Source organism: Pigmentiphaga sp. CHJ604 (assembly GCF_036972535.1).
GTDB lineage: Bacteria > Pseudomonadota > Gammaproteobacteria > Burkholderiales > Burkholderiaceae_B > Pigmentiphaga > Pigmentiphaga daeguensis.
Window position 1 is genome coordinate 5,564,140 of sequence record NZ_CP136998.1, and the last position, 25,808, is coordinate 5,589,947.

26 protein-coding genes are annotated in these 25,808 nt (G+C 67.0%); 5 read left to right on the plus strand and 21 right to left on the minus strand.

The features are described from left to right. Positions 1-44 precede the first annotated feature (44 nt). Entirely contained in the window at positions 45-881 is an 837-nt protein-coding gene (locus R4823_RS26750) for an IclR family transcriptional regulator (protein ID WP_087838105.1), read from the plus strand. Positions 882-891: 10 nt separating this feature from the next. Here the strand turns inward: R4823_RS26750 and R4823_RS26755 are convergent, their stop codons facing one another. From R4823_RS26755 to R4823_RS26775, 5 genes are read right to left on the minus strand one after another with little or no spacing between them, the layout of a single operon-like run. Beyond that, entirely contained in the window at positions 892-1,797 is a 906-nt protein-coding gene (locus R4823_RS26755; RefSeq protein ID WP_132979497.1) for a VOC family protein, read from the minus strand. Between the two features lie 17 nt (positions 1,798-1,814). Beyond that, positions 1,815-2,759 carry a hypothetical protein gene (locus tag R4823_RS26760; protein ID WP_338616769.1) on the minus strand — a complete coding sequence of 315 codons (945 nt, stop codon included), beginning with the start codon at positions 2,757-2,759 and terminating at the stop codon, positions 1,815-1,817. Between the two features lie 27 nt (positions 2,760-2,786). Continuing rightward, positions 2,787-3,512, minus strand: a complete 726-nt coding sequence (locus R4823_RS26765) for a class II aldolase/adducin family protein (RefSeq protein WP_338616771.1) — start codon at positions 3,510-3,512, stop codon at positions 2,787-2,789. Positions 3,513-3,525: 13 nt separating this feature from the next. Further along, positions 3,526-4,026: an aromatic-ring-hydroxylating dioxygenase subunit beta gene (locus R4823_RS26770; RefSeq protein WP_087838109.1), complete on the minus strand. Its 501-nt coding sequence runs from the start codon at positions 4,024-4,026 to the stop codon at positions 3,526-3,528. After that, positions 4,026-5,303: an aromatic ring-hydroxylating dioxygenase subunit alpha gene (locus tag R4823_RS26775; protein WP_338616773.1), complete on the minus strand. Its 1,278-nt coding sequence runs from the start codon at positions 5,301-5,303 to the stop codon at positions 4,026-4,028. Before R4823_RS26775 ends, R4823_RS26770 begins: the two co-directional genes overlap by 1 nt. Before the next feature lie 219 nt (positions 5,304-5,522). Between R4823_RS26775 and R4823_RS26780 the strand changes: the two genes are divergently transcribed. After that, positions 5,523-6,530: a tripartite tricarboxylate transporter substrate binding protein gene (locus R4823_RS26780; RefSeq protein ID WP_338616775.1), complete on the plus strand. Its 1,008-nt coding sequence runs from the start codon at positions 5,523-5,525 to the stop codon at positions 6,528-6,530. 26 nt (positions 6,531-6,556) lie between these two features. Here R4823_RS26780 and R4823_RS26785 read toward each other — a convergent pair whose 3' ends face one another. From R4823_RS26785 to R4823_RS26815, 7 genes are all read right to left on the minus strand, one after another. Next, positions 6,557-7,273 (minus strand): LuxR C-terminal-related transcriptional regulator, encoded by a 717-nt coding sequence (locus R4823_RS26785; protein ID WP_338616778.1) that lies wholly within the window; start codon positions 7,271-7,273, stop codon positions 6,557-6,559. A gap of 149 nt (positions 7,274-7,422) precedes the next feature. Continuing rightward, the gene (gene ptsP / locus R4823_RS26790; RefSeq protein WP_279817872.1) at positions 7,423-9,159 is read right to left on the minus strand and encodes a phosphoenolpyruvate--protein phosphotransferase; all 1,737 of its coding nucleotides are present in this window, start codon (positions 9,157-9,159) and stop codon (positions 7,423-7,425) included. 3 nt (positions 9,160-9,162) lie between these two features. Next, positions 9,163-9,432, minus strand: a complete 270-nt coding sequence (locus R4823_RS26795; RefSeq protein ID WP_087838112.1) for an HPr family phosphocarrier protein — start codon at positions 9,430-9,432, stop codon at positions 9,163-9,165. A gap of 2 nt (positions 9,433-9,434) precedes the next feature. Then, positions 9,435-9,848 (minus strand): PTS sugar transporter subunit IIA, encoded by a 414-nt coding sequence (locus R4823_RS26800; protein ID WP_087838113.1) that lies wholly within the window; start codon positions 9,846-9,848, stop codon positions 9,435-9,437. Further along, positions 9,845-10,822: a glutathione synthase gene (gene gshB / locus R4823_RS26805; protein WP_132979495.1), complete on the minus strand. Its 978-nt coding sequence runs from the start codon at positions 10,820-10,822 to the stop codon at positions 9,845-9,847. Before gshB ends, R4823_RS26800 begins: the two co-directional genes overlap by 4 nt. Positions 10,823-10,871: 49 nt before the next feature. Next, complete coding sequence (gene guaD, locus R4823_RS26810) at positions 10,872-12,284, minus strand: guanine deaminase (protein WP_338616785.1); 1,413 nt, start codon at positions 12,282-12,284, stop codon at positions 10,872-10,874. After that, the gene (locus R4823_RS26815; protein ID WP_338616786.1) at positions 12,259-14,073 is read right to left on the minus strand and encodes an ABC transporter ATP-binding protein; all 1,815 of its coding nucleotides are present in this window, start codon (positions 14,071-14,073) and stop codon (positions 12,259-12,261) included. Before R4823_RS26815 ends, guaD begins: the two co-directional genes overlap by 26 nt. A 151-nt stretch (positions 14,074-14,224) precedes the next feature. Here R4823_RS26815 and R4823_RS26820 point away from each other — a divergent pair, with 151 nt between their 5' ends. Beyond that, positions 14,225-14,824: an SDR family oxidoreductase gene (locus R4823_RS26820; protein WP_132979492.1), complete on the plus strand. Its 600-nt coding sequence runs from the start codon at positions 14,225-14,227 to the stop codon at positions 14,822-14,824. Positions 14,825-14,832: 8 nt separating this feature from the next. Here the strand turns inward: R4823_RS26820 and R4823_RS26825 are convergent, their stop codons facing one another. Genes R4823_RS26825 through R4823_RS26835 form a run of 3 tightly spaced genes read right to left on the minus strand, consistent with a single transcriptional unit; the run spans position 14,833 to position 17,469 of the window. Further along, the gene (locus R4823_RS26825) at positions 14,833-15,570 is read right to left on the minus strand and encodes an SDR family oxidoreductase (protein ID WP_087838118.1); all 738 of its coding nucleotides are present in this window, start codon (positions 15,568-15,570) and stop codon (positions 14,833-14,835) included. After that, positions 15,551-16,468 carry an amidohydrolase family protein gene (locus R4823_RS26830; RefSeq protein WP_087838119.1) on the minus strand — a complete coding sequence of 306 codons (918 nt, stop codon included), beginning with the start codon at positions 16,466-16,468 and terminating at the stop codon, positions 15,551-15,553. The genes R4823_RS26825 and R4823_RS26830 overlap by 20 nt, the downstream gene beginning before the upstream one ends. A 32-nt stretch (positions 16,469-16,500) precedes the next feature. Then, positions 16,501-17,469, minus strand: coding sequence for a tripartite tricarboxylate transporter substrate binding protein (locus R4823_RS26835; protein ID WP_087838120.1), 969 nt, complete (start codon positions 17,467-17,469; stop codon positions 16,501-16,503). A gap of 255 nt (positions 17,470-17,724) precedes the next feature. On the opposite strand from R4823_RS26835, the gene R4823_RS26840 reads away from it, so the two are divergent. Next, entirely contained in the window at positions 17,725-18,714 is a 990-nt protein-coding gene (locus R4823_RS26840; RefSeq protein ID WP_338616791.1) for a tripartite tricarboxylate transporter substrate binding protein, read from the plus strand. 42 nt (positions 18,715-18,756) lie between these two features. Here the strand turns inward: R4823_RS26840 and R4823_RS26845 are convergent, their stop codons facing one another. Both R4823_RS26845 and R4823_RS26850 read right to left on the minus strand, forming a co-directional pair. Next, positions 18,757-20,196, minus strand: a complete 1,440-nt coding sequence (locus R4823_RS26845) for an aldehyde dehydrogenase family protein (protein WP_279817859.1) — start codon at positions 20,194-20,196, stop codon at positions 18,757-18,759. Further along, positions 20,193-21,266: a hypothetical protein gene (locus tag R4823_RS26850; RefSeq protein WP_087838123.1), complete on the minus strand. Its 1,074-nt coding sequence runs from the start codon at positions 21,264-21,266 to the stop codon at positions 20,193-20,195. Before R4823_RS26850 ends, R4823_RS26845 begins: the two co-directional genes overlap by 4 nt. Before the next feature lie 208 nt (positions 21,267-21,474). Between R4823_RS26850 and R4823_RS26855 the strand changes: the two genes are divergently transcribed. Further along, the gene (locus R4823_RS26855) at positions 21,475-22,332 is read left to right on the plus strand and encodes an AraC family transcriptional regulator (RefSeq protein ID WP_132979489.1); all 858 of its coding nucleotides are present in this window, start codon (positions 21,475-21,477) and stop codon (positions 22,330-22,332) included. A gap of 47 nt (positions 22,333-22,379) precedes the next feature. On the opposite strand, the gene R4823_RS26860 is transcribed toward R4823_RS26855, so the two are convergent. The 4 genes from R4823_RS26860 to R4823_RS26875 are packed head-to-tail and all read right to left on the minus strand — an operon-like array spanning position 22,380 to position 25,717. Then, positions 22,380-23,087: an ABC transporter ATP-binding protein gene (locus tag R4823_RS26860; RefSeq protein ID WP_338616795.1), complete on the minus strand. Its 708-nt coding sequence runs from the start codon at positions 23,085-23,087 to the stop codon at positions 22,380-22,382. Next, on the minus strand, positions 23,080-23,844 hold the full coding sequence (locus R4823_RS26865) for an ABC transporter ATP-binding protein (RefSeq protein WP_087838126.1): 765 nt from the start codon (positions 23,842-23,844) through the stop codon (positions 23,080-23,082). The genes R4823_RS26860 and R4823_RS26865 overlap by 8 nt, the downstream gene beginning before the upstream one ends. Continuing rightward, positions 23,841-24,857 carry a branched-chain amino acid ABC transporter permease gene (locus tag R4823_RS26870; protein ID WP_087838127.1) on the minus strand — a complete coding sequence of 339 codons (1,017 nt, stop codon included), beginning with the start codon at positions 24,855-24,857 and terminating at the stop codon, positions 23,841-23,843. The genes R4823_RS26865 and R4823_RS26870 overlap by 4 nt, the downstream gene beginning before the upstream one ends. Further along, the gene (locus R4823_RS26875; RefSeq protein ID WP_087838128.1) at positions 24,857-25,717 is read right to left on the minus strand and encodes a branched-chain amino acid ABC transporter permease; all 861 of its coding nucleotides are present in this window, start codon (positions 25,715-25,717) and stop codon (positions 24,857-24,859) included. The genes R4823_RS26870 and R4823_RS26875 overlap by 1 nt, the downstream gene beginning before the upstream one ends. Positions 25,718-25,808: the final 91 nt, after the last annotated feature.

Below are 25,808 nucleotides of genomic sequence, written 5' to 3' on the forward strand. Positions count from 1 at the left end.
CTTTCCTGCGCGCCGCCCTCCCGTAACGATTGCCCCGATCCGCCATGCCCGCCGACCCGCCCGCCACCAGCCTGGAAAAAATGCTGTCCATCCTCGACCTGATCGAGGACAGCGACGCCGGACAGAGCTACGACGATCTCTCCGACAAACTGGGGCTCGCGCGCTCGACGCTGTACCGCTACCTCAAGGTGCTGACGGAAGCCGGCCTGCTGACCTCCTTGCCGGACGTGGGCTACACGCTGGGGCCAAGGATTTCCGAACTCGACTACAAGATGCGGATGCGCGACCCGCTGATCATCGCCAGCCGCCCGATCATGATCGAGCTGGTCAAGGCCGTGCCGGGCATCGCCCTGCTATGCCGCAGGTACCGGGACAAGGTCCTGTGCGTGCACCAGGAATCGAATACCGACGCCTTCAACAGCAGCTACGAACGCGGCTACGCGCGGCCCCTGCTGCGCGGATCGGCCTCCCGCATCATCCTTGCCTACACCCCGGCGCGAACCGTCGGCCGGCTTTATGAAGCCGATCCGGCCGCGTTCGCCCAGGCCGGCCTGGGCGACTCGCTCGAAGCCGTCAAGGCCACTCTGGCCGCCATCCGCCAACGCGGCTGGGACTCCACCAGCGGACAGGTCACCCATGGCGTCACCGGCGTTGCCGCGCCCATCCTGGATAGCCGCGGCAGCGTCGTGGGCAGCCTGAGCGTCACCATAGGCAAGGCCCGCCTGGACGAACGGGAAACCGCCGCCGCGGCCGACCGCATCGCGTTCTGCGCCGGCATCGTCAGCAAGACCATCGCCAGCGATACGCCGCGCGCCCGCGACCAGGCCCTGCGCACCGCACACGCGCGGACGCCGCCCGACCCGATGCGCGAAGACGACTGACACCGCCGGCTCACCAGGCCGCGGGTTCGATCGCCCCCAGGTTGGGCAGGTTGGTGGGCTTGGGCCCGTTCCAGATGTCCGTGGTGCGATAGCTCTTGTCCAGCTGGCGCGGCTGCCGCGGCCCCGTTTCCGGAAACTCCTCCATTCCCAGCGTGAACTCGACGGTGAAGCCGTCCGGATCCGCGAAATACTGGAAGACGCTGCCCGAGGCCTTGTGCCGGCCAGGCGAAGGCGCCACGATGGCGCCTTCATCCAGCAAGCGGTTGCGCCCCGCCATCAGATCGTCGAGACTGTCCACCGAATACGCCGAATGGAAGAACGCCGGCGCCTTGCCCTGCTGGATGGCGAACGAGTGGTGGAAAGGATTCGGGAAGCAACGCATGAACGCGAAGTACGGGTCGCCGTCGTCTTCATGACGGAAATCCGATACCCGGAAGTTCATCACTTCGGTATAGAAACGCAGGCTCTGCGCAAAATCGGGCACGCGAATCACCGCGTGGCTCAGGCGCAGCAGCTTCATGGGGTGCGGCGTGAAGGCCTCGGTCCGCTGGCGCATGCCTGCCAGCAGGTCCAGGGTGATGCCATTGGGGTCCACCAGCCGGATGCCTTCTTCCACGCGCAGGTCGGCGCACTCGCCGGCGCCCAGGCGCCGATGCCGCACGCCGGCCCGTTCCAGCACCTCGCGCGCCACCGGCACTTGCGCCGCCGACTCCAGCTCGAAGGCGATGCGCTTGAGGCTGGGCTGCGCCGCCGCATGCAGCGACAGGTTGTAGTGGTCGGCATCGCAGGACAGGAATGCGGTATCGGCGGTACGCTCGACCAGGTCCAGGCCGACCATGTCACGGTAAAAGGCCGCCGAACGGTCCAGGTCCGACACGTTCAACGCCAGATGGCTCAGTTTCTTGAATCTCAGCACGATTCACCTCGTCACGTTCACGGTTCCAGGCGCAGGAACGCATGGTCCACGTCCACCTCGCGCACCATGCCTTGCGCCACGGCGGCTTCGCAGAAGACGCGCAGCGCCGGCTCGCTGTGCTTCCAGCCGTACTCGTTCCAGTGCTCGCCCAGCGCGGCGCGGGTACGGTCCTGCTCCAGGTCGCCCAGCGGCAGGAACTGCGCCGCCTCGTGCGCCACTTCCTGCGCGGCGTGATGCAGCGCCCGCGTGTACAACTCGACCAGCGCCCCGGCCAGCCCGGGCCGCTCGCGCAGCAGCGCGGCGCGCACCGCGATCACGTGCGTCACCGGCACCACCCCGGTCTGCCGCGCCAGCGCCAGGGCTTCCCCCGCCGGATCGGGCGACAAGTAGCGCAATCCCGTCATGTCCAGCGGCCGGCGCGCGAAGATGAAGCAATCGGCGTCGCCCGAACGCAGCACGTCGGCCGGCCCGCGGCCCTTGAGCGACCAGTCGATTTGCACGCCCTCGGGATAGGACATGCCTGCCAGTCGGTCATCGGCCAGCGGACACCACACCACCCCGGCCGTATCCACGCCGTGCATGCCCAGGTACCAGCGGTGCCACAGGGCGGCGGTCAGCCAGTACTGCGGCACCGCGACGCGCCTGCCGGCCAGCGACTTGTGGCCGGACAGCTCCGAGCCCTCGCGGCAGAAGGCGTACTGCGACACCAGCTTGCGCGCGAAGACGGGCAGCCCCACCAGCGAGTCGTCCCGCTCGCGGGCCTTGACGAAGGTCGCCAACGACATCTCCGCCACGTCCAGTTCGCCGCGCAGCGCCTTCATCGTGCATTCGTCTATGGTGCGCGTCGCGCTGACGCGGTAAGCCAGGCCCGGCACGTCGATCAGCCCGGACAGCAGCGGCTGGGTATGAAAGGACGGCGTGGCGCCGATATGGACCGCTGCCGGTTGTGCCATGTTCGTCATGGGTATGTCTTCCTCCTGTTGATCGCTTTACGCGCGCGCCGCTTCGACCCGCCCGCGCCAGTATTCCCAGGCGCGGGCGAATCCCTCGCCCGGCAGCCCGTCGCGCAGCCGCGCGCATATCTTGTCGACCTCGCCTTCGGTCAGGAAGGTGATCGGCCCCAGGTGGCTTGCCTGCAACTGCAGATTGGCGTTCACCTCCAGGTAGACGGCGGTATAGACCGCTTCCTTGATCGAGCCGCCCACCACCGTGCAGCCATGCCCGCGCATCAGTGCGCTACGGTTCCGCGCCAGCACGGTGGCCAGGTCCCGGCCCATCTCCATGTCGCTGACCAGCAGCGTGGTGTCGCCGAACCTGTCCTGGGCATCCCAGGTCGGAATGTCGAAACCGATGGTCGCGCAGCTATGCACCACGGGACGCAGGGGCGCGCCGGTCACGGCGAAGGGCACCACGCTGCGGCTGTGGTTGTGCACCACCGACTGCACGTCGGGACGAGCTTCGTAGATCGCGCCGTGTATGAAGCGCTCGAGGTAGGGCTTGCGGCCGCGCGCATCGACGGGCTCGCCCTGGAGGGTGAACTCCATGATGTCGGCCAGCTCGACCCGCTCGGGCGGACGCGCGCGCGACAAGAAGTAGCGGTCCGGATCGTCGGGGTGGCGCACGCTGATGTGCCCGAACGCATCGACCACGCCTTCCGACGCGAGTATGTGGTTGGCCGTGACCAGCTCTTCCAGCAGTGCTTGCGGCATCGCCATTCGGACTTCCTTGCTAGAGAATGAAACTGACGGATCCCAGCGAGCCGAGCTCGTGGGCATCGATCACGATGCGCCGCTGCCTGATCTTCAGGCCGTCGGCGGTGATGCGCAGCTGATAGGTCAGCCCGCCGACGTACTCGCGTATGCGTTCGTGCCGGCGGTAGCGGTGGCAGATGAAGTTGGCGGCCACGGTGGCCAGGTCGCCCTCCTGCCCCAGCACGCGCACGTTGCTGATGCTGCGGCGCAGGCGCGACCTGGGCGCCTCGGCATGGCAGTTCGGATCCAGCACGCGTATGACGCGCTGGCGGATGCGCTCGGCATCGTCCGCGATGATGAACAGCGTATTGCGCGGATCGCCGTCCGGCTTGTCGTTGGGCGGAATGAGATAGGTGGCGTCCGGGGTCAACAGTTCCAGCCATTCCTTGAGCCGCCACTCGTCAAGCAACGCCGCCTCGAAGTACAGGAAATCCTCGGCCTCGGCCCGGGTCAGGCGGCCGGCTGCGCTCTGTTGCATCACGCGTTCTCCTGCATCATGCGGTTCCAATGGCGCCAGAAAGTGCGCAGGTGGTGTTCATCGCTGTTGAGCTGCTCCGACTCGGGCTTGCCCATGCCTCGCGACATCTCCGACCATTCATCGCTGCGCCAGTTGGCCATGCCCTGCTGCACCAGCTCCAACGCCTCCACGTCATCGGGCGTGGCGAATCCGCCCGGACCGTAGAACGTCAGGAAAGCGTCCAGGCGGCGGGCCCGGGCCGACTCGTCCTCTTCGACCGGCCCCAGCGCCCAGGCCGTCACCTCCATGCGCTCCGGGCCGTCGGGGAAGAAGGTGCGGATGGTGACCGACGAACCGTCGTTGATGACCAGGTTGGGGAAGATGACCAGGTTGCGATTGGTGTTGGCCACGCGCTCGGCGCGCTCCGGGCCCAGCCGCTCCACCAGTTCCTGGCGGATGGCGTCGATCTCGTCGCGTGCCGCCTCGCCGTACAGCGGTATCCAGTGCGCCACCGGACGGCCGCGGAAATTGACGTTGTCGGTGGTGAAGTGGCCATTGCCCAGGCTGATGGCATAACCCTTGGTCGGCAAGACCTGGCCGGCTTCGCGCGGGGGCCGCTCGATGGTCACGCCCGAATTCGCCATGAAATTCAGCCAGGTCGTGTGCGTGGTCGGCAGGTGGTAGTCGTCCACGCTGTTCTCGACCATCAGCTTCCAGTTGGCCGCCACCGCGTATTCCTGCGTGCCGGAGATCACCTGCATGGTGCCCGACGGCGACTGGTCCACCACCAGGTCGATGTACTCGGTGGCCCGGCCCAGGTAGGCCTGCAGGGCAGGCGCGTCGGGATCCAGGCACATGAACCAGAAATCGCGGTATTGCTCGAAGCGCGGCGGCCGTTTCAGGCCATATTCGTTGCGGTCGAACGAGCCTGTGTAGGCGTCCTCGCCGGGAATGCGCGCCAGGCTGCCATCCAGGCCGTAGCTCCAGCCGTGGTAGACGCAGAAAAACCGCCGGGCGTTGCCCTCGCGCTTGGTGGCCACCACCGCCCCGCGATGCCGGCAGGTATTGAAGAAGCAGCCGATGGCGCCTTCCGCGTCGCGGGCAAAGATGACCGGCCTGCCCGCGACCTTGCGCGTCACGAAGTCGCCCGGCTTGGCGAGTTCGGACCCATGGCCGACATAGATCCAGCACTTGGCGAAGACCTTGTCCATTTCCTCGGCCAGCACGGCCGGCGACACATGCACGGCCCGATGCAGCAAGAAGCGCTGGTTCACGGGATCGTCAATGATGTAGTTCATCTTTATTCCAACTATTAGGGACGATAGTTAAATCATCGTTAAATCTATCATCCCATATGTTGGGAATAAAAATCCAGCATCTTGTGGATTTCCCTAGGAAAAATCCGTTTACCAAGGGTTATTTATGAGAAATCATTAGGATTAGAATCCCACCATTTGGGCTTAGTTGAATAACAAATATCCCGCATTAAGGGACTTTTAATCCACGAGGAGACAGTGATGCCTGCAATCGCCCCCCTGCTGCCGAAACGGCAAGCTCTCGCCTGGCTGGCCGCCGCATGCACGGCCGTGGCCGGTTCCGGACCGGCCACGGCCGGCGAAACGGATGGCGCCTACCCCGAACGCACCGTCACCCTGGTCGTACCCTTCACGCCCGGCACCAGCGCCGACATCATCGCCCGCGTCATCGGCCCCAGGCTGGCCGAACGCTGGAAGGTCGCGGTAGTCACCGAAAACCGCCCGGGCGCGGGCGGCAATATCGGAGCGGAGCTGGTGGCGCGCGCCGCACCCGATGGCTACACCCTGCTCATGACGGCTACCGCCTTCGGCACCACGCCGGTCATCAACAGGCACACGCCGTTCGACCCCATCAAGTCTTTCCGCCCGATCGGCCTGGCCGCGACCAGCGCCATGGCCCTGGTCGCCCCGGGCAAACTGCCGGCGCAGTCGGTGCAAGACCTGATCCAGCTCGCGCGCGCCCAGCCCGGCAAACTCAACTACGCCTCCCCCGGCACCGGCACCGCGCAGCACCTGGCCATGGAACTCCTCAAGCAGAGCGCCCAGCTGGACATGGTCCACATCCCCTACAAGGGCACGGCAGGCGCCCTCACGGACATCATGGGCGGGCACGCCCAGGCCATGGTGACGAGCCTGGGCGCGGCCACGCCTTTCCTGCAGAGCGGGCAATTGAAGGCGCTGGCCGTGATGAGCAAGAACCGAGTGCCGGAACTGTCCGGTACCTCCACGGTGGTGGAACAGGGACACCCGGAATTGGTGGTGGACACCTGGTATGGACTACTGGCGCCCGCCAATACGCCAGATGCGATCATCGGCAAGTGGAACAAGGACCTGAACGCGCTGCTGCGCGATCCGGACGTCATTGCCAGCCTCAAGAACCAGGGCCTGGTGGCAACGGGCGGCACCCCGCAGGAACTGGGAGCGCTGATCCAGAGCGAACTCGCGCGCTGGGCCAAGGTCGTGGCCGCGGCAAAGATCGCCGCGGATTGAAGGCGCCCGGCGGGAACGCTCCGGCCTTACAACAGGCCCTGCAGGATGGCCTGGGCCACGGCCGCCTGCTTGTTGTTGACCTGGAGCTTGGCAAAGGCATTGCCCAGGTGGAAGTTCACGGTCCGTTCGCTCACGCCCAAGATCTGGGCGGTCTCGCCACCGGTCTTGCCCATCGAGGCCCAATGCAGGCACTCCTGCTCGCGCGCGGAAAGCCGGATGGGAAGCGCGGGCTGATCCTGGTCCGGCAGGCGCAGATACGCATCCACCAGCAACGAAGCGGCGTGATGGCACAGGTCGGCCAATTGCGCATGCGTCTCGAGCCGGCTCGCCGCCGCGGGGGAATCGAACAGCAGCGCCAGGCAGGCTACCGTATCGCCGGGATGCAGGCCCTCGGCCACCAGGAACAGCGCGCCGTGCGCACCCAGGCGCCGCAACTCGTCGTGGGCGGATGAAGTTTCGCCGTCGTCCAGCGCGCGCCAGACCATGCGCACCTGACCGGATCGCCAGCCGGACGGCGCGACCAGCGGCGGAAGCTCCGGTCGGAAGCCTTCCCACCAACCCGGCGCATCCTCATACCGCAGCCGCAACACATTGCCGTCGCTGGTGCACTGGACGATGCACAGCGCGTAATGGGCGGCGCCAAGTTCCCAGGAAAACTCGCGGACGACCTTGCCGATGGCGGCGGGACAGGAGGCTTCAATCAACGGGCGCAGTGCCCGCAACGCGCGGGTACTGGGTCTCATGCTCTTCGATGCTGCGTGCTGCGCAATGCCAAAGATGAAGGGACGGGCTTCGTCATTTCACCAGAATGTCATTTTTGTAACATTCTATGACGAACTCACTGGTTTGTGAATAACTTTCTGAATGCGAAAGTGTCCGGAGAGGCGCGTCCTTATTGGTTCAGCAAAGACAGGTCCATTTCCGACGCGCGATTCAGGACCGCGGCGACCTTGGTCCGCAGCGCATTCGAATGGGCATGCAGGATCTCGCGCTTGACGTCCAGCAACTGCTGCGGATGCATCGAGAACTGCGTCAGGCCCAGGCCCAGCAACAGCCGCGTCAACTCGGTATCGCCCGCCATTTCGCCGCACACCGATACCGACTTGCCGGCGCGCGACCCCGCGTTGATGGTGTTGGCCACCAGGCGCAGCACCGCGGGATGCAGCGAGTCGTACAGCCCGGCCACGTCGGGATCCGCCCGGTCGATGGCCAGCGTGTACTGGATCAGGTCATTGGTGCCGATGGACAGGAAGTCGAAGGCCTCGACGAAAGGCTCGATGGCGATCGCCACCGCCGGGATCTCGACCATCGCGCCCACCTGGATGTTCTGGCCATAGGCCTGGCCGCGGACGTCGAGCTCCTGCCTGGCCGCCGCGATGGCGGCATAGGAAGCGCGCGCCTCGCGCAGGTGGGCCACCATGGGGATCAGTATCCGCACCGGGCCATGGGCCGAGGCGCGAAGAATGGCGCGCAGCTGCGTGGCGAACAGTTCGGGATGGGCCAGGCAGTAGCGGATCGCGCGCAGGCCCAGCGCCGGGTTGGTGGCCACGGTGGCCTCGCCGTCCAGCGTCTTGTCGGCGCCGATGTCCAGGGTGCGGATGGTGACGGGGCGCCCCGCCATCGTGCGCACCACCGAGGCATAGGCCTCGTACTGCTCGTCCTCGCCGGGCAGGCCGTCGCGCCCCATGAACAGGAATTCGCTGCGGAACAGGCCGATGCCCTCGGCCCCCGCGTCCAACGCCGCCTGCGCCTCTTCGGGCAGTTCGATGTTGGCCAGCATGGACACGACCACGCCGTCCAGCGTGATGGCCGGCACGTCGCGCAGCGTCGCCAGCGTGGCCCGCTCGCGCGCATAGTCGGCCTGGCGGGCACGGTACTCGGCCACGACGCGCGGCGGCGGGTTGACCAGCAGCACGCCGGCCTCGCCATCGACGATGACCATGTCGCCGTCGCGCAGCAGCGTGCGCGCCACGCCCAGCGCCACCACGGCGGGCACGCCCATGCTGCGGGCGACGATGGCCGTGTGCGAGGTCGCGCCGCCCAGGTCGGTGGTGAAGGCCGCGAAGCGCGCGCCGCGCAGCTTGAGCATGTCGGCGGGGGCGATGTCGTGCGCGACGACGATCAGCGGATCGCCATGGTCGTCGATGGCCGAGCCCTTCAAGCCGCGCGGCCGCCCGTTCGCCTCGGCCAGCGCGTGCAGGATGCGCTCGATCACCTGGCGCACGTCGCCGCCCCGCTCGCGCATGTACTCGTCGTCCATCTGCGCGAACTGTTCGGCCAGGGCCTGGCCCTGCGCGGTCAGCGCCCACTCGGCGTTGTAGTGGCGGGAACGGATGATCTCCAGCGGCTCGAGCGAGATCATCGCGTCGGCCAGGATCATGCTGTGCACCTGGAGGATGGCCCCCAGTTCGCGGGGCACGTCGGGGGGGAGATGGTCGGCCAGCTGGGCCAGCTCGTCGGAAGCGGCGCGGATGGCGGCGGCCAGGCGCGCGCACTCGGCCTCCACTTCCTCTTCATCGATACGATAGTGGGATACCTCTAGAGCGGCCGCGCCGATGACCACGGCGCGGCCGATGGCATAGCCGCGCGACACCCCCAGTCCGTGCAAGGCCAGCATCGAGGTCTCCATAGGCTACTCGGCCTCGCCGAACTTCTGCTCGAACAGCGCCCGGATCTGGTCCAGGGCCTCCTGGGCGTCCTCGCCCTCGGCATCGACGGTCACCTTGGTGCCGATGCCGGCCGCCAGCATCATGACGCCCATGATGCTCTTGGCATTGACGCGGCGCGTGCCGCGCGCGATGTGGATCTCGCTGCGGAACCGGCTGGCGAGCTGCGTGAGCTTGGCGGATGCCCGCGCATGCAGGCCCAGCTTGTTGATAACGGCGATGTCGATGCTCGGCATGGTCAATGGTCTTCAGGTTCGCCGTCGACGCGCAAGACGCCTTGCGTGCCGCCGGCCAGGGCGCGCTGCGCCAGATCATCAAGGGAAAGGTGGCGGTAGGGCAAGGTGCGCAGCAACATCGGTATGTTGACGCCCGCCAGCACGGTGGTGGGCGTTCCCAGGCGCGACGCCTCGCGCGCCGCCCGGTCGGTCTGGTTGGCGGGCGTGGCGCCCACCACGTCGGTCAGCACCAGCACGCCTTCGCCGGCCGCCGCGGATTCGATGCGCTCGAGCACCGCGCGGAACATCTGGTCGGGATCCTCGTCGTTGCCGGCATCGTAGGCCAGCACGCCCGACAACTCGCCGAAGATGTGCGATGCGCAGGAAAGGAGCGACGAAGCCAGCGGTTCGTGCGCGACGATGACGACGCCGGTCATGCCGATCTCGCTTCCGGTTTCGCGGCGACGGCGTCCTCGAGGGCCCGCGCGAACATCGCGCCGACGTCGAAGCCGGTCTGCTCGGTGATTTCACAGAACGTGGTGGGGCTGGTCACGTTGATCTCGGTGACGTAGTCGCCGATCACGTCCAGGCCCACCAGCAGCAGCCCCCGCGCGGCGAGCTTCGGCCCCAGCTCGCGGGCGATGGCCAGGTCGCGCCCGGACAGCGGCTGCGCCACGCCCCGGCCGCCGGCGGCCAGGTTGCCGCGGGTCTCGCCCGCCTGCGGAATGCGCGCCAGGCAATACGGCACGGGCTCGCCGCCGATCAGCAGCACCCGCTTGTCGCCCTGCAGGATCTCGGGAATGTAGCGCTGCGCCATGATGCTGCGCTGGCCGTTGTCGGTCAGCGTCTCGAGGATGGCGTTCAGGTTCGCCTCCCGCGGCGCCAGCCGGAAGATCCCGGTGCCGCCCATGCCGTCCAGCGGCTTGACGATGACGTCGTGGTATTCGTTGTGGAAGGCCCGCAGGCGCGCCATGTCGCGCGTCACCAGCGTCGGCACCGTCAGGTGCGGGAACTCGGCGATCGCCAGCTTCTCGGGGTGGTTGCGGATCGCGGCCCCGGAATTGAACACGCGCGCGCCCTGGGCCTCGGCCCGCTCCAGCAGGTGGGTGGAATACACGTATTCCATGTCGAACGGCGGGTCTTTGCGCATCAACACCGCGTCGAAGGCGGTCAGCGGCTGGTCGCCCTCGGGGCCTTCCTTCCACCAGGCATGCTCGTGCAGGTCGGCGTCCGGAACCAGCTCGACGGGCCGGGAAGCGGTGCGCACCGCGCCGTCGATGACGTAGAGATCGCCCTGCATCGCCACGCTCAGCCGGTGGCCGCGGGCCACGAGGGCCCGCATCATCGCCACGGAGGTGTCCTTGTAGGCCTTTAGCGCGGGAAGCGGGTCAACAATGAAAAGTACGTGCATGATGGCCTTGAATGCCCGCCGGACGCGGGCGCGGAAACGAATACTGATTCTAGCAAGCCGGCGCGGGGGCCGCCGAACCGTGCGCGTACCGGAAAGGCGCCGGCTGGCGCGACCGGTCGTACACGGGCCGCCCCGCCACGTAGGTGGCGCGCACCGCCCGGTCGTCGCCCAGCGTCATCAGCACGAACAACTGCTCCATCAGGTCGGCGCAATAGCGCATCCGGAAATCCATCAGGGGCGTGGATTTCAGGTCCAGCACCACCAAATCGGCCTCGTAGCCCGGCTCGATGGCCCCCAGGCGGTCGTCCAGGTACAGCGCGTGGGCACCGCCCCGGGTCGCCAGGTAGAACGCGTGGGCGGCGGTCAGCCGCGTCTGGTTCAGGGCCGCCACCTTGTAGGCTTCGTTCAAGGTCTGCAATTGCGAGAAGGCCGTGCCCCCGCCTATGTCCGTGCCCAGCCCCACCCGCACCGGCCGGTCGGCCCGCTTGGCGTCGAACACCCGGAACAGGCCGCTGCCCAGGAACAGATTGGAGGTCGGGCAGTGCGCCAATGCCGCCCCTGCCCGGTGACAGGCGCACAGTTCGTCTTCCGAGACGTGCACCGCGTGCGCGAAGATGGCGCGCGGCCCCGCCAGCCCGGCGCGCCGGTAGACCTCGAAATAATCGCAGCAGTCCGGAAACAGCTCGGCGATCCAGCCCACCTCGCCCAGGTTCTCGCTCAGATGGGTCTGCATGTAGGTGCCGGGATGCTCGCGCCACAGGCGGGCGGCCGACTCCAGCTGCGCCTGGGACGAGGTCGCCGCGAAGCGCGGCGTGATGCAATACAGCTGGCGCCCGTTGCCGTGCCACTTGGCGATCAGGTCCCGGGAATCCTCGTAGCCGCTTTGCACCGTATCCCGCAGCGCCTGCGGCGCGTTGCGGTCCATCAGCACCTTGCCGGCAATCATGCGCGTGTCGAAGCGCTGCGAGGCCTGGAAGAAGGCGTCCACCGACCCGGGATGCACCGTGCAGTACACCGCCGCCGTCGTCGTGCCCGCCCGCAGCAGCTCGCGCAGGAACAGTTCGCTGACCATCCCGGCGTGCGCCGGGTCGGCGAACTGCTGCTCGGTCACGAAGGTGTACTTGTTCAGCCACTCCAGCAATTGCTCGCCGAAGGCGCCGATCATCTGGGTCTGCGGGTAATGGATGTGGGTGTCGACGAAGCCGGGCAAGATCAGGGCGTCCGGATAGTGCGCCACCGGCATGGAGCCTTCGACCGAGGCGCGCAGCCGGTCGTAGGGGCCGGCTTCCGCGATCCGGCCGTCCTCGATCACTACCAGCGCATCGGGCAGGTGGGTGTACGAGGCGTGCGGATCCGACAGGAAAGGATCGGCATGGAAACTCAGCGTGGCGCCGCGCAGGGCGTGACGGCCGGGGCCGAAGCGGGAGTCGGGGGCGTCAGGGCCCGGGCGGGAGCGGGTCATAGGCATCCTCGGGTTCATCGGCGGGCAGGTCCTCGGACGTCGGCGCGGCGGGCCGCTCGCCTATCTGCTGCCGCCACATCGCATAATAAAGTCCCTTGCCTTCCAGCAGCCGCGCGTGGCTGCCCTGCTCCACGATACGCCCTTTTTCCAGCACGAAGATGGTGTCGGCCTGCATCACGGTCGACAGCCGGTGCGCGATCAGGATCGTGATCTGCGTGCGGCGCGCGCAGATGCGCCGCACCGTCTCGTTGATCTGTTCCTCGGTCAGCGAATCCAGCGCCGAGGTCGCCTCGTCGAAGATCAGGAGCCGGGGCTGGCGGATCAGCGCGCGGGCGATCGACAGGCGCTGCTTCTCGCCGCCCGACAGCTTCATCCCCATCTCGCCTATCGCCGTGTCCAGCCCGTCCGGCGATTTGGTCAGCAGATAGGCGCAGGACGCCTGTTCCATCGCCGTCACCATTTCCTCGTCGGTGGCGTCGGGCTTGACCAGGCACAGGTTCTCGCGGATCGTGCCCGCGAACATGTGCGCCTCTTGCGTCACGAATCCGATCTGCCGCCGGACGCGGTTGAAGCGCAGCGCCGTCGTGGGCTGGCCGTTGTACGACACCGTCCCGCTGGCCGGCGGATACAGCCCCACCAACAGCTTCACCAGGGTCGACTTGCCCGAACCCGACGGCCCCACGAACGCGATCGTGTCACCCAGTTCCGCGTCGAACGACACGTCTTCCAGCGCGTAGTCCGGCGCCCCCTTGTGGCGAAAACAGACCTGCTCGAAACGCACGTCCCGCACCGGGCCCACGTCCACCGCGCCGGGTGGCCGCCGTTCCACCGGCTTCTTCATCAGCGCGCCGAAGTTCAGCAGCGAGGCATCCACCTCGCGATAGGCCAGGATGATGTTGCCCAGCTCCTGCAGCGGCGCGAAGATCGCTACCGAGATGAACTGCATCGCGATCAGTTCGCCCGGGCTCAGCACCTCGCGGAAAATCAGCCACAGCAGCGCGAACAGGATGGACAGCCGCAACAGGCTCAGCGTCATGCCCTGCAGGAAGGACAGCACCCGTATCCGCTTGACCTTCTCCATCTCCAGCGCGAAGATCGCCGCCGTCTGCGCCTGCAGGCGGCGGATCTCCGGAAAGGTCAACCCCAGGCTCTTGATCAGCTCCACGTTGCGCAACGACTCGGTGATGAAGCCCGAATTGCGGTTGGTCTCGCGCACGATGGAACGCTGCTGCGTCTTGATCTCGCGGCTGAGCAGGCCGGTCAGCCCGCCCAGCAGCAGCACCCCGACCAGGAACACCGGCACCAGCAGCCAGTTCTTCGTGACCGAATACCAGGTCAGGAAACCCACTCCCACCACCGCCGCGAACACCGTGTTGATAAAGGTGTTGATGAAACGCTCGCTGTCCGCCCGGACCTTCTGCAGCAGGGACAGCACCTCGCCGCTGCGCAGGTCCTCGAACTCCTGGAAGCGCAGGCGCAGCACCTGCCGCAGGCCGTCGTTGAAAAGATGCGTGCCCAGCTTCTGCATCACCAGCCGGGTCGTGTACTCCTGCAAGGCGCGGGCCAGGCGCGACAGGATGGCGATCCCCACCGCCAGGCCCAGCAGTCCCAGCACGCCCGTGACCAGCTCGTGCTCGGTCTTGCCGGCGCGATTGATCGCGTACTCGTCGATGATGCGGCCGAAGATGATGGGGTCGACCAGGGCCAGTACCTGGGAGGCGCCCGCCAGCAGCAGCGCGACGAAGGCCAGGGAGCGGTGGGGCTTGAGGTAGGTCCACAGGAGGCGCATGGAGATCCTTGGGACGATGTATCGCCCCAGAGGATACCTCCAGGGTTGCGGGTGGACCAGGCACCCTTGGCCGATAATGATGCGCGAGGCAGCCGGATCGCCTTCGATACAGACCACGAGGCCGCCCACGGCCCGCTCCAGAGAGACACACATGCTGCTTCAGGACAAGACCGCCATCGTCTACGGCGCCGACGTCGCGGCCAAGGCCGGACGCATCGACGTCAGCCTGAACGCTGCCAGTATCCGCGGCGACCTGCAGGGCACTCCACTGCTGGACATGGCCATGGCCGATTTCATGGCGCCCGTGGAGACGGGCGTGCGGGCCAATTTCCTGACGATGCGCGGCGCGGCCCGGCACATGGTGCGGCAGGGGCACGGCGTCATCCTGGCGCTTTCGGCGACGTCCGCCGGCCTGTCCGGCCGGGATCGGGTCTACCACCGGACCGGCGGGTTCGCCGTCGCGTGCACGGCCATCGAGGCAATGGCCCGAACCTTCGCGGGGGAACTGGGGCGGCACGGCGTGCGCGTCGTCTGCCTGCGCTCGGACGCGCTGCCGGAGACCTGGCCGCCGGAAGCCGAGGCCGAGCTGCGCGAGATCCGGGACTACATGAATGCAGGAACGGCGCTGGGGCGCCTGCCGCGGATCGCCGAGGTGGCGGATGCGGCGGCCTTCGCGGCCTCCGACCGCGCGGGCGCGATGACGGGCGCCATCGTCAACCTGACCTGCGGATCCATCATGGACGCGGACTGAGACCGCCGTCAGCCCCGCTCGGCCGCCGCGATGTCCCGCCCGCCACACACGAACAGGTTCTGCCCCGTGACATAGGACGTCTCGTCCCGCAGGAAGAACATGGCCGCATTGGCCACGTCCTCGGGCTGCGCTACCCGTCCCATGGGAATCGAGGCCTCCAGCGCCAGGGCCCGCTCCGAGCCGGCGGGGTGGTAGACCCGTAGCATGGGCGTATCCACCGGCCCGGGGCTGACGACGTTGACATTGATGCCGTGCGGCGCCAGTTCAACCGCCAAGGCCCTGGCCATGCCCAGGATGCCGGACTTCACCGCGCCGTAGAGCGAGCTGCGCACGCGCCCCAGGCTGACCCGGCTACCCAGCAGCACGATGTGCCCATGTCGCCGGGCTTTCATGGACGGGACCACGAGGCCGATGCATTGCATGGCGGCGCGCAGATGGAGGTGCACGATGCGGTCGAAGCCTTCGGCGTCGAAAGCCTCGACTGGCGCCATGTGCGGTATTCCCGCGCAATGCACGAAGCCGGTCACGCGGTGCTCGCGCAAGATGGCCTCGCACACCTCCCGCGTGGCCACGGCGTCGGTCAGGTCGACGATCCGGTCCATGGCACCGAGCGGCACCGCGGGCGGCCGGTCGGACAGGTTGACCACCCGTCCGCCCTCTGCCAGCACACGCCGGGCAAGAGCCGCTCCTATCCCGCCACTGGCCCCGGTTATCACCGTCACGCCGTCATTGGGCGGCGCGGCCATCCCGGCCCTCCCGGGTCGAATCCACGGCGGCAGGCCCGGGCAGTCCGAACACTCGCACCGCGTTCTCGCCCAGCGTCTTGCGAAAGCTCGTATCCGACAAGGGAAGTTGCATGTACGCGTCCAGGCAGGCGTCGATCTCCCGCACCGGATATCCTGACCCGTACATCATCTGGTCCTGCAGGAACCCGTTGGCCGCCTGGACCAGCAGGTCTCCCCCAGGCATGAAGAGGTAGGCATCGGCCGATACGTATACGTTCTCGTGGCGATAGGCCACGCCCAGCAGCTCGGCGAAAAAGGGCCAGCAGGCGTGCCCGGCAACGATGGACAGGTTGGGAAAGTCCCGCGCCACCCCCTGGATGTACCGCGGGTGAGTATCCTCGATCTCCGGCCCCGCGAACGGTCCGGACATCAGCACCACCGGCACCTTGCGGTCATCGCACAACTCGTACAGCGGATAAAGGCGCCGGTCGTCCCAGTGCGTGGCGAGCGCGCTGCGCGTGGGCGCGATATGGATGCCGCGCAGGCCCAGGTCGTCGATGGCCCGGCGGGTTTCCTCCAGGGGGTCGCCGAAGTCCCCGCCCACGTCGATGCCCGCGACGCCCGACAGGCGGTCGGGATGGGCATGCACCACTTCGGCGATATGGTCGTTGGATACGTCGCTGCGCGGCGATCCGCCTGCGGCCGGCACCACCCGATGCACGCACAGCATCCGGTCCACGCCGGCGCGATCCGCCTCCTGGAAAAACAGTTCCACCGACGCATTCAGGTAGGACGGCGGGATGGTCTTCATTCCCAGGTGGCCACCGAAGAACTTCAAGTGATCCGGCGTGAAATAGGTCAGGATCTCCTTGGTAGGCGGGCGGGCTCGCAGGTCCACGACATGGTATCCGTCTCGCATGATTCTCCACTCCCCTCAAGTATCGGTTCGCGCTAGTCGGCCGTGATCGAGGCCGACTGGATCAGGTTGCCCCATTTGTCCGTTTCGCTGGCGATGAACGCGGCCAGCGCCTCGCCCGTCACCGACCTGGGCTCCACCGCCAATTGCCGCATCCGCTCGCGCATGTCGTCGGACTCCATGATCTTTCTGAGCGTCGCGCGCAGCTTGTCCAATACATCGGCTGGCGTGTGCGCCGGCGCCATGATGACGTTCCACGAGCTGGCGGCATACTCGGGAAAGCCCACCTCGGCCAGCGTCGGCACGTCCGGCAGCAGCGGCGAGCGCTTGTCGCCGGCCAGCGCGAGGATCTTCAGCATGCCGGACTTGTGCATCGTCATCGCCGTGGGCAGCACGTCCACGCAGAACTCCGCCTCGCCCGCCGCGATCGCCGCCAACGCGGGGCCCGCGCCCTTATAGGGCACGTGTACCGTGTCGAGCTTGTACGTGCGCACGAACAGCTCCGAGGCCAGGTGGCTGGGCGACCCCACGCCGGACGATGCATAGTTCACTTTGCCCGGATGCTTGCGTAGGTAGTCGACCAGCGCGGGGGCGGAGTCCGGCTCGAACTTGGGCGAACGCAGCAGCACCATCTGGGTGCTCGAGATCTGGATGACGGGAACGAAGTCGCGCTGCACGTCGTAAGGCAGTTTCTTGTACAGCGAGGGATTGATGGCCAGCGCGGCGCTGGACAGCAGCAATGTGTAGCCATCGGGCCTGGCGCGTGCGGCCTGCTCGGTGCCCACGACGCTGCCAGCGCCCCCCTTGTTCTCCACCACCACGGGCTGGCCCAGCTCGGCCGTCAACCGCGGCGCGATGATGCGGGCGAGCACGTCGTTCAGTCCGCCCACCGCGAACGGCACCACCATCTTGATGGGGCGATCGGGATAGCCGGCGGCGCATGCCGTGCCGCCTCCCAACAGCGAGACGAGGATCGTCGCGCAAAGACTCGACTGCCGGTTCATGCTGCCTCCTTGTGATCAGGTGACGAGGGCGTATCCGGAAATTGAAGCGGATTATAGGAATGGGGTCGCGGCGGCCCATTACCGTTTCGTCGCCGCATTTACGATGGCGTCCGATTAATTGCGCAGGCGATCCACGCCGGCGTCGCCGGCGCAAAAAATGAGATCAATGCGTAAATGGGAGGACAGTGGGATAACTACAAAGAATGAAGCCCCTCCTACACTCGCCGATGCCTTTTTCAACCATCAGGAGTCCCCATGCATCGTCGTCCGCCCCTCGTCCTGAAACAGGCTGCACTCCTCGCCCTGGCCTTCGGAGCCCATGCCCCCCTGCTTGCCGCCGAGGCCTTTCCCACGCGGCCCATCACGCTGATCGTGCCTTATGCGCCAGGCGGCGCGGGCGACATCCTCGGACGCTCGGTCGCCAAGGAACTGGCGGGCATCGCAGGCAAACCCGTGGTGGTCGAAAACAAACCCGGTGCGGGGGGCAACATCGGCGCCGAGCTCGTCGCGCGCGCCCAGGACAAGGACGGCCATACCCTGCTGCTCGGCGCCACGAGCCTGGCCAGCAACCCCAGCCTGATGCGCAGCATGCCCGTGGACCCGCTGAAGGACCTGGTCGCCATCAGCGGCGTGGCTTCGCTGCAGAACGTCATAGCGGTCAATCCGTCTTCCCGGCTGCGCAACGTGAGCGAGCTCGTCGCAGAGGCCAAGAAACATCCTGGCAAGCTGACCTTCGGCACCGCCGGCATCGGTACCTCCAGTCACCTGTCGGTCGAACTGTTCAAGAGCGAAGTCGGCGTGGACCTCCTTCACGTGCCGTACAAGAGCGGAGGACCGGCGATGGCCGACGTGATGGCGGGCAATCTCGACCTGGTGTTCGAATTGATGCCGGCGGTGGTGGGACACGTCCGCAGCGGCAAACTGCGCGGCATCGCCGTCACCGGGTCGGCGCGGTCCGAAGCGCTGCCCGATCTTCCCACCGTGGCGGAATCGGGCTATCCCAAGTATTCATTCGTCTCGTGGTTCGGCATCTTCGGCCCTTCCGGCATGGATTCCAGACGCGTGGCGCAACTCAACGAAATGATGGCCAAGGCCCTGGCGTCCGGCGAATTCAAGTCCCGGCTCGAGCAACTCGGAGCGGAAGGCATGTCGGGCTCTCCCGCCCAGTTCGACAGGTTCTTCCAGGGCGAAGTCGCCAAGTGGAAGCGTGTCGTGGCCGAGCAAGGACTTCCCTTGATGAACTGAAGAAGAAGGCGTGCCGTCCTTGATGGACGGCACGCCTTGGCGCTACTGCCAGGCAATACCCGTGAACTTGAGTTGCGACAACTCCTCGATGGCATAGCGCACGCCTTCCCTACCGGTGCCGCTCAGTTTCATGCCGCCGAAGGGGTACATGTCCAGGCGGAAGCGACTGGCCTCGTTCACCCACAACGCCCCCACCTCGAAAGACTCGGCGAACCGGAACGCCTGGCTCAGACTGCGGGTAAACACCGCCCCCTGGAGACCGAAGGGAGAATCATTGGCCAGTTCCAGTGCATGGTTGGCATCGCTGGCCCGGATCAGCACGGCCACAGGCCCGAAGACTTCCTCGTGCCATAGCCGCGCCGACGGTGAAAGCTCCTCGATGATGACCGGAGACAGGACCAGCCCCTCGCGGCGGGGCGCGAGCCGATAGCGTGCGCCCAGCGAGATCGCATCGTCGCACAGGGCCATGATGCGATCGGCCGACGCCTCGGACACCAGCGGGCCGACGTCCGTCCGCTCGTCGTCGGCGGGCCCGACCCGCATCCGTCCGGCAGCGGCGGCGAAACGTTCCGCGAACTCGTCGTAGATCCGCGCCTCGACGATGATCCGCTGCGCCGATATGCACTGTTGCCCGCTGGCCTCGAACGCCGCCGTGGCGATCTTGGCGACGGCCGACTCCAGGTCCGCGTCGGCCAGTACGACATTGGCGGCGCTCGACCCCAGTTCCGACACGAATCGGCGCACGCCCGTCGCCCTGGCCAGTGCTTCCCCGGCCTGCACCCCGCCCGTGAACGACACGACGCCGACGTCGGGATGGCCCGCCAGGGCCAGCGCCGTCGCCTTGTCGCCCGCCAGCACGTTCATCATGCCCGGAGGCAGGCCCGCCTCGACCGCCGCGGCAGCCAGGTGCAGGGCCGTGCGCAGCGACGCCGGAGCGGGCTTGGCCACGCACGCGTTGCCCGCCGCCAGCGCGGGGGCCAGTTTCTGCACGAGCAGGTTCACCGGCGCATTGAACGGCGTGATCGCACCCACGACCCCATAGGGGAAGCGGCGGGTGTAGCCGATGCGCCCCACGCCGGCGGGCACGGCATCCAGGGGCAGGACTTCGCCCCCCAGATGTGACAGCTCCGACATGCATGCTTCGACGAATTGCAGGCCCCGCGCCACCTCCCCGCGCGCCACGCGTATCGGCTTGCCGACGTCCTCGCTGATGAGGCGCGCCAAGGCCGCGGCCTCCCGGGACAGGGCGTCCTTCAGGCATTGCAGGTGCCGCAGGCGCACGGTCGACGGCGCAGGGCGCTGCGCCTGGAACGCGCGCCGCGCGCTGTCAACCGCCTGCGCCACGATGCCTTCGTCCGCCTCGGCAATGGCCAGCATGCCGCCGCTGCCGGCCTGGCGCCACGGCATGCGCGCCACGCCCGGCGCCACCCGGGCGCCGTCGATGAACGAGGCCTGTACCTCTCCAGCCAGCGTGTCCTTCATCGTCCGCCTCCCTGCTCGGCGCGCAGATGCCGGATGTTCATGTTCGCCAGGAACCCGATCAGCGGATGCAGCCCCATCTCGGCGAACTTGAGCTGGTCCATGTCCAGCAAGGCTCCGCGATGCGCCTCGCTGAGTTCGAAGCGGGCGACGTAGGCCCGCGGATCCGCGACGAAGGCACGCTGGTTGGCCTGATCGTAGGCCAGGCCATGCAGGGCGCGCGTCAGCTCCGCCAACTCGGGAGCGATGCGCGGATAGTGCGGGCGAGGAGCCGGCCGGGGCGGAGAAAAGAATCCCACCGAGGCATAGTTGTGGTGCCAGCTCGGATCCATCTGCACCACGTCGGGAACGCGCTCGCCCAGCGCTCCCGCGGCCACCGCCCAGCAGCGCAGCTCGATGTTGCCGGTATCGTCCAGCTTCGACTCGGCGTATCCGATCAGCGACTTCAGATTGCCGGTTCGCAGGGTGTCCAGTACCCGGTTGTCGAACTCCAGGTCGGGCTGGCTGTAGCGGTCCGTTCCAGGAAAATGCGACATGCCGCCGCTGGCGACGACGACCGTGCGCAAGCCAAGGCGGCGCACGGCGTTGGCCAACGCCACGCCGAAGGCATAGCATCGCTCAGTGGTCGGTTGCGGCGGCAGATAGGCGTTCACGTAGACCGGCAGTACGGGCGCGGATACCCCCAGGTGCGTCAACGGAATGCCGAGCGCATAGTCGATCTCGGCACTGCTGGTGAAGGCGGGATCGAAGCCCGACCGGTACAGGTCCTCGACGATCGCGAAGGAAATGTCGCTGGGCACCTGGTAGCGAAACCCCCGGCCCGCGAACTCGCCCCTGGCCACGCCACCCACGTGCAGCGTGAACGGCGGCGCGCACTGGTGGAAGAATTGCTGCGCATGGTCGTTGGCAATCATGATCCACAGCTCCGGCTCCAGCGCCTGCAGCCGCTCCCCGATCGATGCAGCCACGTCCCGAACGCGCTGGACGGTGTTCTTGTCCTCGGTATCGGGCAAGGTAAAGAACTGCGGGGCATGCGGCAGCATGGCGCCACCGACGATCAGATCCTGGGTCATTCCGTCTCTCCTTTCTTGGCAATGTGTCCTTGGGTGCCAGGGAGTGTAGGAACGCGGGCCTGGGCGGCCATTACGCCTGCGTCTGCCGATTTATGAATTCATCCGATTTTGTCTGGCCAGCCGATGGCGTTCGCCGGGGCCTTGGATATACTGTCCGCACACACGCAACATCGCCGTCTCATCGCCTTCGGGGCGAAGGAAGTGCCACGTGTCCAGAGTCCTAGCCGTTACCCATGGCCATATCGGCCGGGCCTGCCTGCTCGACAAGGTGCGTCCCGCAGGCCCGCATGCGCATCCCGTCCACCATGCCATGATCGAACTGGACGGCCCCTGCCATGAATACCAGGTTGGAGAAACGTCGGCGATGCTGGCCCCCCGCCACGCCGTCCTCGTCAATAGCCACGAACTGCACGCCAACCTCTCCGTCGGCCAGGGCAAGAGCACGATCCTGATGCTGTATTTCTCGCCCCTGTGGATCGAGGAACAGTTTCCCGGCCTGCCCTCTTATGTGCGTTTTTTTCGGCACAGCAGCGTTCAACTGGGAACACGCGCGGTCGAGCTCGCCCAGCGTCTGGCCAGGCACATGCTCGAGGCGGTCGAGCTCAACGCCCCCGAAGTCCAGGCCTTGTTCGGCGAGCTCGCCGAGCATCTTTGCCATCAGCACGGCCCCACCTATCCGAATCGCGAACGGCCTGCCCGCAGCAACGACTATCGCATCCGGCGGGCGATCTCGTTGATGCAGGAACACCTGGAAGAACCGCTGCCCACCCAGGAGATCGCCGCGCGGGTAGGCCTGTCCCGCTCCCGCTTCTTCGAACTGTTCACTGCCTGCACGGGCCTGTCGCCCAAGCACTATGTCAATATGCTGCGGCTGCATGCCGCGGTGGAGTATCTGGCCGACGACGCGGGTCCCATCGCCGAGCTGTCGCAGCGCTGCGGCTTTGGCGCGCAAAGCCATTTCTCGAAGTTCTTCGTCGACCAGCAGGGCTTCACTCCCCGGGACTACCGCCGCGCAGCGGTACCGGCCCTGCCCCGGCAGTGCGAGCACGCCGACGCCCGGCTCTGAGGCAAACGCGCCGGAAGCCGCCAGGGACTTCCGGCTTTCGCCACATCCTAATGCTTGGCCACGCCCAGCAATCCGTCCAGCGTCGCGCCATCGGCCAGCAAGGCCTGCGCGGAGCTGGCGTGCACCACGCTGCCGCGTTCCAGCACGATGGCGGAGTCGGTGATGCTGAGCGCCTTGCGGGCGTTCTGCTCGACCAGGATCACCGACATCCCCTCGTCGCGGATGATCCGCTGCAGGGCGCTCATCAGTTCCTGCACGATGATGGGCGCGAGCCCTTCCAGCGGCTCGTCCAGCAGCAGCACGCGCGGGTTCAGCATCAGCGCGCGGCCGATGGCCAGCATCTGCTGCTCGCCGCCCGAGAGCTGGTTGCCCATGTTGGCCTTGCGTTCCTGCAGGCGCGGGAACATCTCGTAGATGCGCTTGAGGTTCCACGGTCCGGGCACGGCCACGGCGGTCAGGTTTTCCTCGACGGTCAGCGACTTGAAGATGTTGCGCTCCTGCGGCACCCATCCGATGCCCGCCAGCGCACGCTGGTCCGGACGCAGCCCGGTGATGTCCCGGCCCCCCAGGTGCAGGCGGCCGGCGAAGCGCCGCGTGTGACCGACGATGGTATTGATCAGCGTGGTCTTGCCGGTGCCGTTGCGGCCCAGCAAGGCCAGCGCCTGGCCTTCGCCCAGGCCCAGGTCTATGCCCATCAGGACCTTGGCTTCGCCGTAGCCGGCGACGATGCCTTCCAGCTTGAGCAGCTCAGTCATGGTAGCCCTCCACCACTTCTTCGCCCAGGTACACCGCCTTCACGCGCGGGTCGCGGGCGATCTCGGCATTGGTGCCTTCGACGAACAAGCCGCCGTTGACCAGTACCGAGATGCGGTTGGCGAAGGAAAATACCAGGTCCATGTCGTGTTCGATCAGCAGGATGGTCACGTCCTCGGGCAGGGCGCCGACCGTGTTGAGGATCTCGCGGCGCTCGCCGTCGGGCACGCCGGCCACGGGTTCGTCCAGCAGCAGCACGCGCGGCTTGGCGGCCAGCGCCAGCGCGATCTCCAGCAGGCGCTGCTTGCCGTAGGGCAGCACCGCCGTCTTGCGGTCTTTCACGTCGAGCAGGTTGCACTGCTCCATCAGGGCCGCGCACTCGTCCATGATCTCGCCGCGCTTGCCCAGCGGGCGCAGGCAGCGCCAGCCCTTGCCTTCGCGTTCGGAGATGGCCACCGCCAGCGATTCCGCGGGCGTCATTTCGGCGAACAGCTGGTTGATCTGGAAGGTGCGTACCAGGCCGCGGCGTGCGCGCGCGTGCACCGGCAGGCGCGTGACGTCTTCGCCTTCCAGCTCGATACGGCCGGAAGTGGCGGACAACACGCCGGTCAGCAGGTTGATCAGCGTGGTCTTGCCCGCGCCGTTGGGGCCGATCAGCGCCTGGCGAGCGCCGCGCTCGACCTTGATCGACACGTCGTTGGTGGCGACCAGCCCGCCGAAGCGCTTGGTCAGGTTGAAGGTCTGCAGTACGGTGGTCATTGCTTGCCTCCATGGCCACGGCGGAACCAGGTCCAGGGACGCACCAGCTTCTCGTGGCCGACGACCACGATGACGACCAGCAGCAGGCCGATCCAGAATTGCCAGTATTGAGGCGTGATGCCCGACAGCCAGTCCTGCATGAACTTGAAGATGACCGCGCCGATGATGCCGCCGTACAGGTAGCCGGCGCCACCGATCACCAGCATCAGCATCACGTCGGCCGACCGGTGGAAGGCCAGCACGTCCAGCGAGGCGAAGCCGGTGGTCTGCGCCAGCAGCGCGCCGGCCACGCCCGCATAGGCGGCCGCCAGCGTGTAGACGGCGGCGCGGCGGCGGTTCACGGCCACGCCCATGGCCGCGGCGCGCAGCGGATTCTGGCGCACCACCTGCAGCGACATGCCGAACGGCGAATGCACGATGGCCCGGGCGATGAAGAACAATATCGCCACCACGATGATCGAGTAGGTATAGGCAGTGCGGCCGAACAGGTCGAACTCGAAGGTGCCGAACAGGGGCACCATGGTCACGCCGGTCAGGCCGTCCGCGCCCCCCGTCAGCCAACCCATCTTGTTGGCGATCTCGTACAGGATCAAGGCGACGCCCAGCGTCACCATCAGACGGGTCAGGTCCGAACCGCGCATCACCAGCACGCTGGTCACCAGTCCCAGCAGCGCGCTCAGGGCGGCCGAGATGGCCAGCCCCAGGAGAGGATCGATGCCGAAGTGCTTGGCCAGCAGCGCCGCGCAATAGGCGCCCAACCCGAAGAAGGCCGCGTGCCCCAGCGAGACGATGCCGGCGTAGCCCAGGATCAGGTCGAGCGAGACCGCGAACAAGGCCAGGATGGCCAGTTCGTTCAGCAGCAGGAATCCCCTGGGCAGCACGAAGGCGGCGCCGATGGCGACCACCCAGAAGACGATTTCGAACCACCGGATGCGGGACCAGCGCGCGCCGACGGCGCGCAGCGAATCAGGGGCCGCCACGGCGGCGGCCCGGGGTGCGATCGTGGCTTTCATTACTTACCCCCCGCCCGGGCGAACAGGCCTTGCGGGCGCCACATCAGCATGATGATCATGACGCAATAGATGATGAATGCCCCCACAGTGGGGATGTAGTATTTGCCGGCCACGTCGGCCACGCCCAGCAGCAGCGAGGCCACCAGCGGCCCCGTCAGGGACGACGTGCCGCCCACGGCCACCACGATCAGGAAATAGATCATGTACTTGACCGGGAAGGTCGGATCCAGGCCGAGCAGGTCGGCGCCCAGCGCGCCCCCCAGGCCGGCCAGGCCGGAACCGAAGGCGAAGGTCGACAGGAACACCAGGTTGATGTTGATGCCCAGCCCGCTGGCCGCGCGCGGATCGTCCACCGAGGCACGCAGGCGGCTGCCGAACCGCGTCTTGCTCAGGATCAGTTGCAGCCCGATCACCAGCGCCACGCAGATCACGATCACGAACAGCCGGTAGTGCCCGATGCCCACGCCGCCGATGACCGAACGGCCGCTCAGCCACTCCGGCAGGTGCAGCAGCTGTTGCTGCGATCCCATGAAGTAGTCGACCATGGCCATGGCCATGAAGGTCAGGCCGATCGAGAACAACACCTGGTTCAGGTGCGATTGCCCGTACACCCGCTTGTACAGCGTGCGCTCCAGGATCGCCCCCATGACCGCCGACACGATGAAGGCCAGCGGCAGACACAAAAGGAAAGGCACGTTCAGGCGCTGCATGGCCAGCACGGTCACATAGCCGCCCACCATCGCGAACGCCCCGTGCGCCAGGTTGATGAAGTTCATCAACCCCAACGTCACGGACAGCCCGCAAGCCAGCACGAACAACAGCATCCCATATGCAATGCCATCGAACAAGATAGTCAACATGAAGCCACCGCAATTCCAAACCGCGCTCAAGACACGGCAACACCCAAGACCCGCATGACGTCACTACAGAACGCCACCCCCGGCCAGCCCG

Bases quoted from the DNA above. Each gene is read 5' to 3' on its own strand.
- R4823_RS26750 (WP_087838105.1), top strand. From the start codon at position 45: ATGCCCGCCGACCCGCCCGCCACCAGCCTGGAAAAAATGCTGTCCATC.
- R4823_RS26760 (WP_338616769.1), bottom strand. From the start codon at position 2,759: ATGACGAACATGGCACAACCGGCAGCGGTCCATATCGGCGCCACGCCG.
- R4823_RS26765 (WP_338616771.1), bottom strand. From the start codon at position 3,512: ATGGCGATGCCGCAAGCACTGCTGGAAGAGCTGGTCACGGCCAACCAC.
- R4823_RS26770 (WP_087838109.1), bottom strand. From the start codon at position 4,026: ATGCAACAGAGCGCAGCCGGCCGCCTGACCCGGGCCGAGGCCGAGGAT.
- R4823_RS26775 (WP_338616773.1), bottom strand. From the start codon at position 5,303: ATGAACTACATCATTGACGATCCCGTGAACCAGCGCTTCTTGCTGCAT.
- R4823_RS26780 (WP_338616775.1), top strand. From the start codon at position 5,523: ATGCCTGCAATCGCCCCCCTGCTGCCGAAACGGCAAGCTCTCGCCTGG.
- R4823_RS26785 (WP_338616778.1), bottom strand. From the start codon at position 7,273: ATGAGACCCAGTACCCGCGCGTTGCGGGCACTGCGCCCGTTGATTGAA.
- ptsP (WP_279817872.1), bottom strand. From the start codon at position 9,159: ATGGAGACCTCGATGCTGGCCTTGCACGGACTGGGGGTGTCGCGCGGC.
- R4823_RS26795 (WP_087838112.1), bottom strand. From the start codon at position 9,432: ATGCCGAGCATCGACATCGCCGTTATCAACAAGCTGGGCCTGCATGCG.
- R4823_RS26800 (WP_087838113.1), bottom strand. From the start codon at position 9,848: ATGACCGGCGTCGTCATCGTCGCGCACGAACCGCTGGCTTCGTCGCTC.
- gshB (WP_132979495.1), bottom strand. From the start codon at position 10,822: ATGCACGTACTTTTCATTGTTGACCCGCTTCCCGCGCTAAAGGCCTAC.
- guaD (WP_338616785.1), bottom strand. From the start codon at position 12,284: ATGACCCGCTCCCGCCCGGGCCCTGACGCCCCCGACTCCCGCTTCGGC.
- R4823_RS26815 (WP_338616786.1), bottom strand. From the start codon at position 14,073: ATGCGCCTCCTGTGGACCTACCTCAAGCCCCACCGCTCCCTGGCCTTC.
- R4823_RS26820 (WP_132979492.1), top strand. From the start codon at position 14,225: ATGCTGCTTCAGGACAAGACCGCCATCGTCTACGGCGCCGACGTCGCG.
- R4823_RS26825 (WP_087838118.1), bottom strand. From the start codon at position 15,570: ATGGCCGCGCCGCCCAATGACGGCGTGACGGTGATAACCGGGGCCAGT.
- R4823_RS26830 (WP_087838119.1), bottom strand. From the start codon at position 16,468: ATGCGAGACGGATACCATGTCGTGGACCTGCGAGCCCGCCCGCCTACC.
- R4823_RS26835 (WP_087838120.1), bottom strand. From the start codon at position 17,469: ATGAACCGGCAGTCGAGTCTTTGCGCGACGATCCTCGTCTCGCTGTTG.
- R4823_RS26840 (WP_338616791.1), top strand. From the start codon at position 17,725: ATGCATCGTCGTCCGCCCCTCGTCCTGAAACAGGCTGCACTCCTCGCC.
- R4823_RS26845 (WP_279817859.1), bottom strand. From the start codon at position 20,196: ATGAAGGACACGCTGGCTGGAGAGGTACAGGCCTCGTTCATCGACGGC.
- R4823_RS26850 (WP_087838123.1), bottom strand. From the start codon at position 21,266: ATGACCCAGGATCTGATCGTCGGTGGCGCCATGCTGCCGCATGCCCCG.
- R4823_RS26860 (WP_338616795.1), bottom strand. From the start codon at position 23,087: ATGACTGAGCTGCTCAAGCTGGAAGGCATCGTCGCCGGCTACGGCGAA.
- R4823_RS26865 (WP_087838126.1), bottom strand. From the start codon at position 23,844: ATGACCACCGTACTGCAGACCTTCAACCTGACCAAGCGCTTCGGCGGG.
- R4823_RS26870 (WP_087838127.1), bottom strand. From the start codon at position 24,857: ATGAAAGCCACGATCGCACCCCGGGCCGCCGCCGTGGCGGCCCCTGAT.
- R4823_RS26875 (WP_087838128.1), bottom strand. From the start codon at position 25,717: ATGTTGACTATCTTGTTCGATGGCATTGCATATGGGATGCTGTTGTTC.